Raw genomic sequence first — 13,983 nt, 5'->3', positions numbered from 1 at the left:
ATAAGCGGACACGATGTCCGGTTGAGCCCTACAGTCAACCGGACACGATGTCCGCTTAGGAGGGTTCGATGACCGTGCTACTTCATCTGGACGCCAGCCCGCGACGCCGGTCGGTCAGCCGCGACGTGGGCGCCGCCTTCGTCGCGGGCTGGCAGGAGGTGCGCCCCACCGGCGTGCGCACGTACCGGGATCTGACCGCCGACCCCGTCCCGTTCATCGACGAGGCGTGGACGGAGCTGTGCGACCACGTCCTGCGGGAGGGCATCACCGAGCTCGACCGACTGAAGGAGGCGGTGCGCACCCCCGCGCAGGCCGCCGCCTGGGCGATCGTCGAACCGCTGCTGGCCGAGCTGATCGCCGCCGATGTCGTGCTGATCGCCACGCCGATGTACAACTACTCGGTCCCCGCGTCCCTCAAGTCCTGGCTCGACCAGGTCACCTTCCCGAGGATGTCGCTGGCGGGACGGCGCTTCGTGGTGGCGTCCGCGCGCGGCGGCTCGTACGCGCCCGGCGCACCGAAGGCCCCGTACGACCACCAGGAGCGCTACCTGCGGGACTTCTTCGTCGGCCACTTCGCGGTGGACGACGTGACCTTCATCAACGCGGAACTCGTCAACGCACGGATCGACCCCGCGCTGGCCCACCTCCGCGACGCCCACGAACGGTCACTCGCGGAGGCCCTGAAGTCGGCCCGGGAACTCGGCCGACGCTACGCACAGGAAGCCGCGGACGAATGAACTGGGCCATCCTCGTACTCGCCGGCCTGGTGGAGATCGTCTGGTCGCAGAGCATCAAGCCGACCGAGAACTTCACCCGCCCCCTGCCCACCGCCCTCTGCTTCGTACTGGGCGCCATAGCGGTCTACCTGCTGTCCCACGCGATGAAGACGCTACCGGTCGGCACGGCCTACGCGGTCTTCACCGGAATCGGCGCGGTAGGCGCCATCACACTGGGCATCCTGGTCCAGCGCGACCCCTTCACCACCGGCCGCATGGCCGCCCTCGCCCTCATCGTGAGCGGCATCGTCCTCGCCCGCGTGACCAACCCGGAGTAACCCAAGGGAAGGCGAGGCGGCCATCACCCCTCGCCTTCCCCCGACCGCCATCCGTCGTCCCGCCCCGGCCGCGAACCCGCAAGTGGTGACGAATCCTGCCTTCTTCGACCATGCCAAGCTTCCGCATCGAAGCCCAGGCGCAGCAACAACCGCACCATCCCTTCGCCCGGCCCTTGACCCCACGCGTCCTTACGAAGCGCGATGCCGAGTTGTGCGCTGGACTGACCAGGGTGCTGACCGTCGATCGCCAGACGAGCGAAGCCGATGACCCGACCCACGCCAGGTCCATCACCGCGTAAGGACGGCAGCGAGGGAATACTCCGGTTCCGGTTCCTTCCGCGCGGCGGTGGTGACGGCAGTCGTGGCCGCCGCCTGCTCGCGTTCGCGGGGTTCAAAGCTCAAGTGCTGGGTGACTACAGGGCCACCATTGCGTCCACATCGTCCTCGCCGAACTCACGCAGGGCGAGGCGATCGTCGCCGACCTTCCTGCTTGGCAGAACTCAGCGCCATGGGTTCGGCTTCTCTCGGGTGGGAGGGGACGCGCGTTCGTTTGCGGGTGCTTTGTCAGTCCTGGGACCAGTCGGTAAACCCGTTCACGGCACGTCGTCGCCACAGGACGAGCAGGCAGGTGGTCAGCCAGAGCAGACCTGCTATGGAGACGAGCAGGGCGGCGAACCGGGCCATCTGGTCTGGGTCGTCGTTTTGATCCGCGGAAACGGGTTCGATCAGTGCCATGTCCGTATGCTCCGGGGCCACCCTGGGGGACGAGCCGTCGTACGACGGCAGCACCGGGCCGGGCTGCGAGGGCAACGGGGGCAACGTTGGTGAGAGCGTGCCCGGCGGCAGGTCGTCCAGTTCCGTCTGGGGCAGATCCAGGTCGGGCCTGGGCGGCGGCGACAGATCTCGTGGGGTGTATGGCGGCTGGGCTGGAACGGATGTCAGGTCGCCGCCGCCTCCGTTGGTGCTGTTTCCGTCACCGCCTCCGCTCTCGTTTCCACCACTGCTCGTCGCCGGCCGGGGCGGGGACGGATCCTCCGTCGAAGGCGCCGGCGGAGCCACCGATGGCAAGGACGGACTCAGAGAGGTCTTGGGCGGAGGGGGAGAAGCCGGGGGTCGTGTCGGCTTCTGGGAGGAGTTCTTGGGGGGCTTCTTGGTAGGTGAGCCTTTCGGGGACGCGGACGGTTCGCTCGGAGAAGCAGGGGGTGGGTTGGGCGATGCGGACGGGGACCCGGACGTGTGCGCGGACGGCTTGGGGGACGTGGACTTGGGCGGCTTGGGGGAGCGGGACTGGGACGGGGAGGCGGACACTGCGAAGCCTGTTGGCGGCCTTGGGGAGGGCTTCTTCGGGGGCGCCTCCTTGGGCGACGCCTTTCCGGTGGGCGTCTGCCTAGGGGATGCCTTGGAGGAAGGAGAGGGAGAGGGGGATCCGCTTGGAGCAGGGGCGGACGGGCGAGGGAGCGTTCGGACGCGGGTGAGGGCTACCGCCTCCCTGCGTTTCGTGTTCTTCGCGTCCACTACCGCACGCAAGGAGAACGTCCCCTTGGCAGTACGCGGTGCGCTCACTACCAGGCGCAGCGCACGCGTGGACTTGATGTCTCCCAGCTCGCACCGCAGCCGTTCAGCCTTGCCTGCGACGGGGCGGCAGTCGGTAGGCCAGTCGCTCCACGACAGCGGTTTCTGAACGTTTAGTCGGACTAAGGCATCGCGAGCGGTGCCGCCTATGGACCAGACTTCCAGCACGTAAGCGACCCGCCGTCCGTCCCGTCCCATCGGCGAGAACGATGGCACGAGCCGGACCTTGTCACCCTGGTCGCCGGACGCGGACGGAACGGGAAGCGCGATGACGGCGAGCCCCAACGCGACGGATCCGGCACGGCCGAGCACCCGCAGACGGGCTCCTGTTCGCCTCCGCGTTGGCACCGGTCCGTTCCCCCTTCGGTGACACCTGTTGTTCCTGGGGGGTGGCACAGTGACGGTAGCGATACCAGTATTACCGGCTGGCCACGGAGCGTAACTTCCCTTCGTGCTTTCATACAGCGAAATAGTCCCTCCGTAGAATCGGGAGGTCGTGAGGAGAGGAGGGCCGGTGGCGGAGGCCGTACGGTCGCTTGAGCGCACCTTCGAGCTGTTGGAACATCTGGCGGACGCCGGGGGCGAGATGGCCCTCTCCGAGCTGACGGAGGTGTCCGGGCTGCCGATGCCGACCATCTACCGGCTGATGCGGACCCTGGTGAACCACGGCTACGTGCGCCAGGAACCGTCCAAGCGGTACGCCCTCGGCCCGCGGCTGATCAGGCTGGGCGAGGGCGCGAGCCGGCTGCTGGGGTCGTGGGCGCGGCCCGCGCTGACCCGGCTCGTGGACGAGGTGGGCGAGACCGCCAACATGGCCGTGCTGGAGGGCGACGCGGTCGTCTACGTCGCGCAGGTGCCGTCGCGGCACTCCATGCGGATGTTCACCGAGGTGGGGCGGCGCGTCCAGCCCCACTGCACGGGGGTGGGGAAGGCGCTCCTCTCCCAACTGCCCGAGCCGCGCGTCCGGGAGATCCTGAGCCGCACCGGGCTGGAGCGCCACACTCCCAACACCTTCACCGATCTGGACGCGCTGCTCGCCGAGCTCGAACGGATACGCGCGCAGGGGTACGCGGTGGACGACGAGGAGCAGGAGATCGGGGTGCGATGCGTGGCGGTCCCGCTGCCCGGGGCGCCCGCGCTGACGGCGTTCTCCGTGTCCGGCCCGTCCGCCAGGATGACCCCCGAGACGGTGCACGATGTCGTACCGATCATGCGCCGGGTCGCCGAGCACTTCGCCACCGAGCTGCGCCCCGGCAACCACTCCCGCGGCTCGCGATGACCGGCGAAGGCGGGCGTCCGCCGATCGGCGCTCAGTCGATGATGTCGCCCACGACCACCTTGGGACGACCGCCACGTTCCCATCTGACGTAGTCACCGGCCGACCGCACCAGGACGGACGCCAGCCACAGCGCCACTCCGGTGTCATCGGCCAGCCCGACGACCGGCACAAGGATCTCCGGGACGGCGTCCAGCGGCGAGACGATGTAGACAAGGCCGACCGCGAGAAGACCAAGCGTCTTGTAGGACATCCCCTTGTACTCGCCGCGCAGGGTCGCCTTCAGCATGCGCGGGATGGCGCGGACGCGCTCCACCATGCCCGGCGCGTCGGGTGCAAGGGTTTCGCTGTAGATGTTCCATGCCTGCCCGGCCGCGGCCGCGCTGCGCTGCTTCCTCACAGGCACTCCTCTCCACCGTGCCGGCAGCCTCGTCGCCTCGGTACGCCGATGACGTCGGCACTTCCCTACGACGATCCGGCCCCCGGCCTCGTTCCCCACTCAACGAGTGATATGGAGGGATTCGCCGGATTACGGGGGTGCGGTACCGCCCTGACCTGCATCGCACTCCTACCACGGACGCGCCACTCGGGTTACCCGCAGTGAGGTCTTCATCACTCCTGTGGTCGAGGTGCGGGGATTCGGCCGCATCCTCCGCCCTTCGCTGTAAGCATGGGCCCGGGAACCTCCGGACCCGCGGAGGCAGGGGGAGTTGCGCCGGGCCCCGGCATCGCCAGCGGGATCCAGCAGTATTGCCGAAAAGAGCAGGAGCTGACCCGGAACCATGAGCGGCGACCACCCCACCCTGCCCGAAAACCAGCGTCCCGTCTCCGGGACCGCGGCGGACGTCCCCTACCTCGCGCTCCCGCCCACCGCCGTCGACGCCCGCCCCGCAGGTCCCACCCGCGTCATCGTCGCCTGGCCCGGCTTCGACCCGCCCCGTACCGCGTCCGCGCTGGCCGCCGCGATGCCGATGACCGGCGTCCCGACCTGGCGCGTCTACCTGGAGCCGCCCGGTGAACGGCCGGAAGGGCTCGGCTCGGGCGCCCTGCTGGAGACCGCGGGCATCGAGGCGTACGGGACGGCGGTCGAGCGCGCCGTCGACGAGCTGCCCGCGGTCCTGGACGAGATCAGGCGCGAGTTCGGCATCGAGGAGGGACCCGTCGGCCTGGCCGGTTTCTCGTTCGGCGCGTCCGCCGCCCTGCTCGCGCTCGCCCGCGGCGAGGTGCCGGTGACCGCCGTCGCGCTGGTCACGCCGGTCGTGTCCCCGCTCCGCACCGCGCGGTCCCTGGAGCGCCGTACGGGACGCGAACGCGCCTGGAGCGACGGCGCCACGGCCCTCGCCGAACGGCTCGACCTGACCGCTCACGCACGCGAGATCGCCTCCCGCGACGCCGCGGTGCTGCTGATCGCGGGCGCCCATGACCCCATGGTCGAGCCCGATGACATCAACCGGCTGCGCGACCTGCTCCGCGAGCACGGCGTCCGGGCGGTGGAGGCCGCCACGTTCCGGATGGGTCACGCGCTGGCGTCCGAGCCGGGGACCACCGCCGAACCGCCCACCACCGAGGCGGTACGCGTGGACGGCGTCCTCAACGACTGGTTCCGCGAACGCCTGGCCGACGTCACCGAACCGCCCGGCGCACCCGAGCACTCACCGGGCGCGGACCTGGAAGACCTGCGGCAGGCCGGTGAGCCCCACGCGGCCGAAGCGCAAGACCCTGAGAGCCCGCAGAGCCCCGAGAGCGAGGAGAACCCGGAAGGTCACGCAACGGAGCCCGCTCTGGAGCCCGCCCCGCGACCGACCGCACGGCAGGAGGACCCTGCCGAGAGCCGTCCGGAGTCCGGTCACGGCGACTCGCTCGTCCCGGCCCCGGCGTCCGAGCCCGGTGCGGACGCGCCGCCCGGAGGTCCCGCCGAACTCACTTCTCCGGCCCTCATCCCATCCCGCGCGCACGTCCGGACCCCCATGGGTGAGGCTTCCAGGGCGGCCCACGTCCCCGAGCCCCGAACTCCGCTCAATCATTAGGACGTCGACTCTCACAGGCGACGACGCGGCCATGCCAGGCCGGGCACGCCATCGCCGCCTGCGGCCTCTCGGCAATCCCCCGCTACGCAGAGCGGTGTCCTGCCGCAACGCGTCCAAAGGCCGCAGGCGACGGCGGGGCCTTCCCAGCGGCGGATCAGACGCGCTTCAGCACCTCGTAGCGGACGGGGATCACCCCTGATCCCGTGCCTCCGACCTTCCTCATGGCCGCCCTGGACAGATCGAGGCAGCGGCCCGCGATGAACGGGCCCCGGTCGTTGATACGGACGATGACCGACCGGCCGTTCTTCTTGTTGATGACCCGGACCTTCGAGCCCATCGGCAGCGTCCTGTGCGCGGCCGTGAGGGCGTCCGGGTCGAACCGCTCCCCGCTGGCCGTCATCTGGCCTTCCCAGTAGTAGGAGGCTTGGCACGAGCCCGACTTCACCACACGGTACGCGGGCTTCTTCGCCTTCTTCCCGGTCTTCTTCGCCTTCGTGGACCCGGCCTGCGGCTCCGGAGGGGTGGGGGGCAGCGGGGGCATGATCCCCGGCTCGCCCGGGGACGACGAGGCCGACGACCGTTCGGCCTGCGGTGTGCCGGTACGGGGGGTGATGCGCGCCGCGCCCGCGGATGCGGCGGATCCCGTGGACCCGCCGGTGTTGACCGCCGCCAGGGCTCCCGCGCCGGCCGAGACCACGGCCACCGCGGCGCCTGAGGCGACGAGGACGGTTCGGACAGGAGTTGTGTGGTGACGCTTGTCAGGGCTTCCCACAAAGGAATCCTTCGATCGGGGACAGGACCCCGGACGCCCGGCGAGCGATCGTCGCCGTTCTCACGGCACGCCGGGGAGACCTCTCGCCCCGGACTCCCCCAGGCTGATCAGCACCCGAGGTGTCAGGGCCGCTCGCCCGCCGGATCCATCGGGAACTCACCCCGAATCGTCCGGGCGGAACTCATCCCCGAACTCGTGCTCGTGCGCCGTGGACGGGACCGTTCCCCGGGCGAAGGCCCAAGGCACCCGTCATCGCACCCCCGATGAGACCCTTCCGGTCAGGCCCGTCACCTTTCGCGGACGGGCGGTCCGGACATCCGTCCCGGCCCGTACAGGACCGGCGGACCGAACGGTCTGAGGGCGCCTCCCGCCTCATCGCGGGTCGGCGTCCGGCCGGTGCGGCGCGTCTCGGCTGTTCTGTTGGATCTTTCTGATCTTTCGCACGCCGCACACAAGTCCCTGACCGTACGTGGGATTGCGAGCAGATCAAGACGAAGGCCCAGAGTTTGTGGGATTTGTCACCCGACTTTTTGCGGTGCGACGTCGATCGGAAGCCGTCTGTCACCGGAAGGGAAGATCGTTTTTACACCGATGCGACCGGTCGCACCGGTCCGCGCGGAGCACCCTTGATCGATCAATTTCGCCCATCGCGAACGGGCGTCCCGGCGGGTGTGATGCACACCGGCCGGAACGCCCGTTCACGTCGCAATACAGCCCTCTATTCGGCTTTTATGCCACCTTATTAAGGCGCATACGGCCTTATACCGCCCTTTCAGCCGGCCAGCGGCAGGCCGGGGGCGCCACCGAGCAGCGCCGCCATCGAGGCGGGCAGCACCGCGTTCGTGGGACCGGCGAGCATCGCGGGCAGCCCCGCCATCGGAGCGCCCGGCACCGGGTGTCCGGCGGCCTGCCCGCGGCGGGCGGGACGGGGCTGCGCGGCGGAGGACCCGAGTTGCGTGACGCCGGCGTTCTCCGGCTCCAGGACGGCTCCCCACCCGCCGGTCGCCGGTTCCTTCGGCAGCGTCCCGAGCTGGACGGAGTTGAGCAGCCCGTTGAGGGAGTCGACGGCCGCCGGGGGCAAGGCACCGCCCCTGTTTACGGGGCCACCGGTGGCCGGAACGGGAAGGGGGTTGCGGGAACGCGCCGGAACGCCGGACGCGGCCGGAAGGGTGCTGGGCGTGCAGCGGGCGACGCCATAGCCTCGGGACGCGCCGGTGGCCTTGTCGGTCACGGTGATGGCGGTGACGGTGAGCGCACCCGACGCGTCCCGCACCTGTTTGTTGAGCACGAACTCCTTGCCCGGGACGGCGGCCGGGATCCGGTAGCTTTCCGTCGGCTGCCGCGGGACGCCCTGGAGCGCCGGTGCGAGCGCGCCTTGCGGATCGAGCGTCATGACCCCGTACAGGACCTCGTCGAACCTGCTGCCGCAGCGTACGGCCATGCTGGAGAAGCGCATGTCGCCGTGCGCGGTCTTGATCGTTCCGGGGCCGAGGCGGGTCATCGCGCCGTGCCGGGTGGCGGACGAGGAGACGCTCGTGGAGTTGGTGAGGCCGTCCAGGGACATGCCGACGGACCGCACGATCGGGGTGGCCTTGTCGGCGACCGGACCGATCGCGCTGCGTCCCGTGCTGTCCTTGGTGAGGTACGCGATGGGGCCGGAGTCGGCGGGACCGGACGCGGCGAGGGCGGGCGCGGCGACGGCGGCCAGCGCGGCCACGGCGACGGCGGGCACGACCACGCCGAGCCTTGTGGGATTTCGGGTGTAGCGGTTCATTGTTCCCCCCGGGAAATCGAGCTGGAGAGCAGCGCGTCGAGCGGGGACGGTAGTACAGACCGGCGACGCCCACAGTCGATTCTGGAAGGATATGGAGAACCAAAGGGCCTTTACAAGAAGCGGCTCCGCAATTTAGCGCGACTTGTACGAGAAATCAGTCAGGCCGGAGACCCTGAAATGGCGGGCGGGGACGTCCCCGGAGAAATCCGGAAACGTCCCCGCCCGGGTGGCTATTCGGCGGCGCCGCCCAACGCGATGGCCTCATCGACCTCCTGCTTGCGCGCGGCCAGTTCCCGCGCGTACTTCTCCTCGTCCACCTTGACCGCGAACTCCTCGTCCTGCCGCATCAGGGCCTCCAGGTCGGCCTTGGCGTTGTCCAGGACGCCCATGTCCTCGTACGCGGCCTGCACCTTGTCGCCCCACAGGCCGACGTCGCGGACGCACGGAACGATCCGGCTGAAGAGCAGCGACTGGTAGAGCGTGTACATGTCGGAGTTGTCGACGTACTCCATGCACTTCTCGACGGGCATGTCCAGGTTCTCGAAGATCTCGCGTCCCTTGAAACGGTCCCGCATCAGGTAGCAGCCCTCGACGACGAACTCCTCGCGTTCCGCGCGCTCCTTCTCGGTCAGTTCCGTGTAGTAGTCCTTGAGCGCCAGCCGCCCGAACGCGACGTGCCGCGCCTCGTCCTGCATCACGTACGCCAGCAACTGCTTGACCAGCGGGTTGGTGGACATGTCGCGGTAGAGCCCGAACGCGGCCAGCGCCAGCCCCTCGATCAGCACCTGCATGCCGAGGTACGGCAGGTCCCAGCGGCTGTCCTCCAGGGACTCGGCGAGCAGCTTGGCCAGGTCCTGGTTGATCGGGTAGTACATCCCGATCTTCTCGTGCAGGAAGCGGGTGTAGAGCTCGACGTGCCGCGCCTCGTCCATGGTCTGGGTGGCGGCGTAGAACTTGGAGTCCAGGTCGGGGACGGACTGCACGATCCGGGCGGAGACGTTCAGCGCGCCCTGCTCACCGTGCAGGAACTGGCTGAACAGCCACGATCCCTGGTGCCGACCGAACTCGTCCCGCTCCTTCTGCGACATCTTCTCCCAGATGTCGGACCCGAAGAGCGGGTTGAAGTTCTCCGGAAGCCCCGCGACGTTGACCGGATCGATCTCCAGGTCCCAGTCGATGCGCTTCTGGGCGTCCCACTGCTTGTCCTTGCCCTTCTGGTACAGGCTCAGCAGCCGATCGCGCGGCTCGTCGTACTCCCAGGTGAAGCGGGCGTCTCCCGCCATCGGGACGTTCCAGGTGTCCTGCTGGACGGGGGTGACGTACAGATCGTACGAACTCACGGGGGGCCTCCTATGGGGCGTCGGCTCGCCTTCGTCGCCGGGGGTGGAGAGCCGCACAGGTCTTTACATCACTTCGTAACATGTCAAGCAGCCGAGCGCCAGAGCGAACGCGCCCCGATCGCCATGGAGCGCCTTACGATCGGAGAATGCGACGCCCGGTGATCGCCCGTCCCTCCCCGGCCGCTCACCGCACCGCGCTCGCCGCAGTGGCCGCCGCCACGCTCTTACTCGTCGGCTCCGCCTGTTCCAGCGGGCAGGAAAGGCAGCCCGCCAACGCCGACAGCGCGGCCCCGACGTCCACGGGCCATCGGCCGTCCCCCAGCGCGGGCTGCCGCCGCGCCACGCCACCACGCGCATCCGGACGGTACGCGTTCGGCGGCCGCTCGTACCTGCTCAAGCGCCCGAACGACGATGGCCGCGCTCCCGCCCCGCTGATCCTCGACTTCCACGGGCTCCGCTCCACCGCGTTCACGCAAGCCGTGTACGGGCGGATGGCCGACACCGGGGCGGCCCGTGGCTTCATCGTCGTGGAGCCCGAGAGCGTCCCGGTCCGCCGGGGCTGGAAACTGCCCGGCATGCCGGACGGCACCGAGGACATCGCGTACGTCCGCACCCTCCTCGACCACCTGGAAAGCACCCTGTGCGTGGACACCTCGCGCGAGTACGCCACCGGCATGTCCAACGGCGCCGGACTCGCGACCGCGCTGATCTGCGGCCTGGACGGACGGCTCGCGGGCGTCGCCCCCGTCGCCGGCCTCAACCTGACCCGGCCCTGCAGGGGGCACCGCCCACCACGATCGTGGCGTTCCATGGCACGGCCGACCGGATCGTCCCGTACCGAGGCGGCGAGCCGTTCGGCGGCGACCGCCGCCAGATCCCCGCATGGATGCGGCCGACCGACGGCGTCTTCACCCTTCCCGCCGTCCCGGACCTCGCCACCCGCTGGGCACGCGCCTTCGGCTGCGGCACGGGCAGCGACCACACGACGGGACCGATCACCAGGCTGACCCACCCCGGCTGCCGGGACGGCGTACGCGTCGACCTCTACACGGTCACGGGCGGAGGCCACGCCTGGCCGGGAAGCCTCCCGTTCGGCATCGGCTCCACCACCACCCGCATCGACGCCACCAAAACCATCCTTGACACCTTCACCGCCCCCTCCCACTAACCACCCAGCACGCCCACCCCCAGGACCGGTCCCACAACCACCCGACGCCCAACCCGATCACCTCGCGACAAGGCCCACCGCCGCCGGCCACCTGGCAGCACGAATACATGAGGTCAACCACCCTGCGGCACGGGCGCCCCCGCGAGCGGGCGACCTGCGGTCAGGTGCGCCGTAGTCGGGCTCTCGGTAGTGGAGCGCCGTGAGATCAGGCGCACTACGGCCGGGCGCCCTTGGGGCGGGCGATGTGCGGGCCGGGCGGGCGTTGCTGGGAGCGGGGGGCGCTGGGTGGGTGGGTTGGGTCAGGTTCGTGCTAGGTATTGGGACAGGTAGCTGTGGACGAGGAGTTTGGCCTCGGCGACGATCTCCGGGTCGCCTCGGGGGTCGCGGCGGAAGGCGAGTTTGAGGACGGCGTCGCCGGCCTCGACCGCGATGGTCAGTACGCGGGCCAGTTCGGCGGTGTCGCCGACCGCGAACGTTTCCACGAGCAGGGCGCGCAGGCGTTCGGCGACCACGGATTTGTTCTCCAGCGCGGAGTCGAGCAGGTGGACGTCCGCGATGTCGCCGAACCGCAGCTCGCGGAAGCCGGGGACCGAGCGGTGCATGTCCACGTAGATCTCGATGATCGTGCCGACGGTGTCCGTCCAGTCCGCGAACCCGCCCGCGGCCAGCCGCCGCGCCACCCGTTCCCCGAAGAGCTCCAGGTTGCGCAGCGCGAGCGCCTGGGCGATCGCGCGCTTGCCGGGGAAGAACTGGTACAGCGAGCCGATGGCCACGTCGGCGCGCCGTGCGATGCGGGTGGTCGTGAGGGCGTCGTAGCCCTCCTCGTCGAGGATCTGCGCGCAGGCGTCGAGCATCCGCTCGACGCGTTCGGCGCTGCGCCGCTGGACGGGACGGCGGCGAAGTGGGGTTAGGAGCTCGGTCACGCCCCTATTGTCGCGTTTCTCGAGCTCCGCCCTGCACAATCGATACCTGTTCCACCTCCGTCACCGTTCTGCCCACGTCTGTCCCTCGTGCCTCGCCTCCTCCGGTCGGCGGCCAGCGGGGACTTTCAGGTCGAAGGCATTCCGATCGCCGAGCGTCAGCCGTCCGCCACCGGCCGTGGCGGCTCTCGGGTGCCCAGGGCCAGGGCCTTCAGGTCGGTCAGGGTTTCGCGGCAGGCGTTGACGTCGCAGGGGCCGGAGATGCCCGGGACGGACGCCTTGCTGGAGTACTGGAGGATGCTGATGGGCTCGCCGCCGAACGGTTTCCACCACGAGTCGGGGACCTTCTTGTAGAGGTCGGCGGCCGAGCCCGAGCCGTTCACGTAGTGGCTCTGCCAGATGGTGTCGAAGAACGACAGGTCGGGGCGGCCCTGCTGCTCCCAGTACCAGCGCGGGAAGTAGCCGATCACCGGGTGGCCGCCGGTGCGGTCCTTGACCTCGTTCACCCAGTCGCGGGCGGTGTCGGCGTCGGCCCCGGACGCCTCGACGTCGAGGGCCACGGCGAAGCCGGTCACGTTCCCGGCCTTGGAGAGGAAGTGGCGGGCCTGGGCGGCGCCGTTCCCTCCGTGCAGGAAGTGGTACGCGCCGGGCAGGAAGTCCTCCCCGAGTTCGGGCATCTTCGAGCGGTTGTGGGTCCAGGTCGGGTTGGTGTAGTCGGTGTCCTCGGTCACCTTGCTGAAGGCGAACCGGATGCCGGACGCGTGTACCTTCGGCCAGGACGGTTCGCCCTGGTACGAGGCCACGTCCACGCCGTACAGCGGCATAGCTCCCCCTCTTGTCGCCGCAGTCGCTTGCCACAGTAGGGACACCGCCTGTTATTCGCGCGCGGGAACGAGAGATGTCAGGCCGTTTGGGGAGCTTGTTCTCCCTGGTCAGGATGTGATTCGCCGGTCAGGGGCGGTTCTCAGGCGGGGCGGGCGGACAGGCCGGTGCAGCCTCGCAGCGACTTCCAGCGGCGGAGCTCGGCGGCGCCTGCCGAGCCGGTGAGGAGGCGGGGAAGGCCGCCGGAGATGCGGGCGGGCCTCCACCTGTCGGCGGTGACCTTGCCGTCCTGGATGCGCAGGAGGAGGACGCCGGAGTTCGCGGTCGGCCCGTTGGCCGAGTAGAAGACGAAGTTGCCCAGCCCGTAGTGGACGTAGACGTCGTTGAGGTAGCCGCCGCCCTGCGGGACGTGCGCGTGCCCGCCGACGATCACGTCCGCGCCCGCCTCGGCCAGGCGCCTGGCCAGGTCCTGCTGCCGGGGCAGCGGGCAGGTCGCCAGCTCCTGTCCCCAGTGCAGGTGGACGATCACCACGTCGGCGCCCTGGCGGGCGTCCCGTACGGCCTGCACCATCCGCTCGACGTTCTTGGCCGAGGCCAGCCCGGGCTTGGAGTCGGTCGCGGTCCAGGCCGGGATCAGATGGTCGTCCAGCACCTGGGTGGCGCCGACGATCGCGAGCCGGTTGCCCTTCACGGTGACGCGGTACGGGCGGTACGCCTCAGCGGCGTTGCGTCCGATGCCCACGGTCGGGAACCTGCTGGCCTTGATCGCTCTGAGCGAGTCGCGCAGCCCGGACTCCATGTAGTCCATGCCGTGGTTGTTGGCCATGGACACCACGTCCACGCCCGCGGCCTTGAGGGCGGTGAACGCCGACGGCGGCGCGCGAAAGGTGAACTGTTTGCCCGGCGCGGGCGTACCACCCGTCGTGATCGCGGTCTCCAGGTTGACCATCGCGAGGTCGGCGGCGCGCAGCGTCCGGGCGATCGGGCCGAGCGCGGTCGAGGGGCTGGCCAGCCGGGGACGCAGGATGCCCTCGAAATGGACGTCCCCCCCGAACGCGACCAGGATCGGCTGCTTGGCCGGCGTCGACGGGGCGGGCGTGCCCGGGGACGCGGCCTTGGGCGCGCCCGTGGCGCCCTCGGCCTCGGGGTCACCGGAGCCGATGAGGCCACACCCGCCCGTGGCCAGCGCCATGCTGATCATCCCGGCGAGCGCGGTCGCCACGATCGTCGTCCTGCGCATCCCGAGCCCCCTCGTCAT

Annotated in this window: 14 protein-coding genes; 5 read left to right on the top strand and 9 right to left on the bottom strand. The window is 70.0% G+C overall.

Features of this window, described 5'->3' with window-relative positions:
• The first annotated feature begins 68 nt into the window (after positions 1-68).
• On the top strand, positions 69-737 hold the full coding sequence (locus QSK21_RS29770) for an FMN-dependent NADH-azoreductase (RefSeq protein ID WP_285700751.1): 669 nt from the start codon (positions 69-71) through the stop codon (positions 735-737).
• On the top strand, positions 734-1,054 hold the full coding sequence (locus QSK21_RS29765; protein WP_285700750.1) for a DMT family transporter: 321 nt from the start codon (positions 734-736) through the stop codon (positions 1,052-1,054). Before QSK21_RS29770 ends, QSK21_RS29765 begins: the two co-directional genes overlap by 4 nt.
• A gap of 564 nt (positions 1,055-1,618) precedes the next feature.
• Here QSK21_RS29765 and QSK21_RS29760 read toward each other — a convergent pair.
• Positions 1,619-1,789, bottom strand: a complete 171-nt coding sequence (locus tag QSK21_RS29760) for a hypothetical protein (RefSeq protein WP_285700749.1) — start codon at positions 1,787-1,789, stop codon at positions 1,619-1,621.
• 1,351 nt (positions 1,790-3,140) lie between these two features.
• On the opposite strand from QSK21_RS29760, the gene QSK21_RS29755 reads away from it, so the two are divergent.
• Positions 3,141-3,905 (top strand): IclR family transcriptional regulator, encoded by a 765-nt coding sequence (locus QSK21_RS29755; protein ID WP_285700748.1) that lies wholly within the window; start codon positions 3,141-3,143, stop codon positions 3,903-3,905.
• Between the two features lie 31 nt (positions 3,906-3,936).
• Here QSK21_RS29755 and QSK21_RS29750 read toward each other — a convergent pair whose 3' ends face one another.
• Positions 3,937-4,302, bottom strand: a complete 366-nt coding sequence (locus QSK21_RS29750; RefSeq protein WP_285700746.1) for a YkvA family protein — start codon at positions 4,300-4,302, stop codon at positions 3,937-3,939.
• 382 nt (positions 4,303-4,684) lie between these two features.
• Here QSK21_RS29750 and QSK21_RS29745 point away from each other — a divergent pair, with 382 nt between their 5' ends.
• A complete protein-coding gene (locus tag QSK21_RS29745; protein ID WP_285700745.1) occupies positions 4,685-5,929 on the top strand; it encodes a prolyl oligopeptidase family serine peptidase in 1,245 nt (414 codons plus the stop codon).
• A 154-nt stretch (positions 5,930-6,083) separates the two neighbouring features.
• Here QSK21_RS29745 and QSK21_RS29740 read toward each other — a convergent pair whose 3' ends face one another.
• The 4 genes from QSK21_RS29740 to QSK21_RS36390 form a co-directional block, all read right to left on the bottom strand.
• A complete protein-coding gene (locus QSK21_RS29740; protein ID WP_285700744.1) occupies positions 6,084-6,632 on the bottom strand; it encodes a septal ring lytic transglycosylase RlpA family protein in 549 nt (182 codons plus the stop codon).
• Between the two features lie 841 nt (positions 6,633-7,473).
• The gene (locus tag QSK21_RS29735) at positions 7,474-8,475 is read right to left on the bottom strand and encodes a hypothetical protein (RefSeq protein ID WP_285700743.1); all 1,002 of its coding nucleotides are present in this window, start codon (positions 8,473-8,475) and stop codon (positions 7,474-7,476) included.
• 230 nt (positions 8,476-8,705) lie between these two features.
• Entirely contained in the window at positions 8,706-9,815 is a 1,110-nt protein-coding gene (locus tag QSK21_RS29730) for a ferritin-like domain-containing protein (RefSeq protein ID WP_285700742.1), read from the bottom strand.
• Between the two features lie 184 nt (positions 9,816-9,999).
• Complete coding sequence (locus tag QSK21_RS36390) at positions 10,000-10,428, bottom strand: hypothetical protein (RefSeq protein ID WP_285700741.1); 429 nt, start codon at positions 10,426-10,428, stop codon at positions 10,000-10,002.
• A gap of 186 nt (positions 10,429-10,614) precedes the next feature.
• Between QSK21_RS36390 and QSK21_RS29720 the strand changes: the two genes are divergently transcribed.
• Positions 10,615-10,983: an alpha/beta hydrolase family protein gene (locus tag QSK21_RS29720; RefSeq protein ID WP_285700740.1), complete on the top strand. Its 369-nt coding sequence runs from the start codon at positions 10,615-10,617 to the stop codon at positions 10,981-10,983.
• Positions 10,984-11,282: 299 nt separating this feature from the next.
• On the opposite strand, the gene QSK21_RS29715 is transcribed toward QSK21_RS29720, so the two are convergent.
• The 3 genes from QSK21_RS29715 to QSK21_RS29705 form a co-directional block, all read right to left on the bottom strand.
• Positions 11,283-11,906, bottom strand: a complete 624-nt coding sequence (locus tag QSK21_RS29715) for a TetR/AcrR family transcriptional regulator (RefSeq protein WP_285700738.1) — start codon at positions 11,904-11,906, stop codon at positions 11,283-11,285.
• Between the two features lie 155 nt (positions 11,907-12,061).
• Positions 12,062-12,727 carry a glycoside hydrolase family 25 protein gene (locus QSK21_RS29710; protein WP_285700737.1) on the bottom strand — a complete coding sequence of 222 codons (666 nt, stop codon included), beginning with the start codon at positions 12,725-12,727 and terminating at the stop codon, positions 12,062-12,064.
• A gap of 140 nt (positions 12,728-12,867) precedes the next feature.
• Entirely contained in the window at positions 12,868-13,965 is a 1,098-nt protein-coding gene (locus QSK21_RS29705) for a CapA family protein (protein WP_502871609.1), read from the bottom strand.
• Positions 13,966-13,983: the final 18 nt, after the last annotated feature.

This window comes from Actinomadura sp. NBRC 104412, from assembly GCF_030269515.1.
In the GTDB taxonomy this organism is placed as follows: domain Bacteria; phylum Actinomycetota; class Actinomycetes; order Streptosporangiales; family Streptosporangiaceae; genus Spirillospora.
The sequence above is the reverse complement of the archived record's forward strand: the minus strand, read 5'-3'. Positions and strand labels throughout refer to the sequence as shown.

Bases quoted from the DNA above. Each gene is read 5' to 3' on its own strand.
- QSK21_RS29770 (WP_285700751.1), top strand. From the start codon at position 69: ATGACCGTGCTACTTCATCTGGACGCCAGCCCGCGACGCCGGTCGGTC.
- QSK21_RS29710 (WP_285700737.1), bottom strand. From the start codon at position 12,727: ATGCCGCTGTACGGCGTGGACGTGGCCTCGTACCAGGGCGAACCGTCC.
- QSK21_RS29705 (WP_502871609.1), bottom strand. From the start codon at position 13,965: ATGCGCAGGACGACGATCGTGGCGACCGCGCTCGCCGGGATGATCAGC.
- QSK21_RS29745 (WP_285700745.1), top strand. From the start codon at position 4,685: ATGAGCGGCGACCACCCCACCCTGCCCGAAAACCAGCGTCCCGTCTCC.
- QSK21_RS29760 (WP_285700749.1), bottom strand. From the start codon at position 1,789: ATGGCACTGATCGAACCCGTTTCCGCGGATCAAAACGACGACCCAGAC.
- QSK21_RS29735 (WP_285700743.1), bottom strand. From the start codon at position 8,475: ATGAACCGCTACACCCGAAATCCCACAAGGCTCGGCGTGGTCGTGCCC.
- QSK21_RS29765 (WP_285700750.1), top strand. From the start codon at position 734: ATGAACTGGGCCATCCTCGTACTCGCCGGCCTGGTGGAGATCGTCTGG.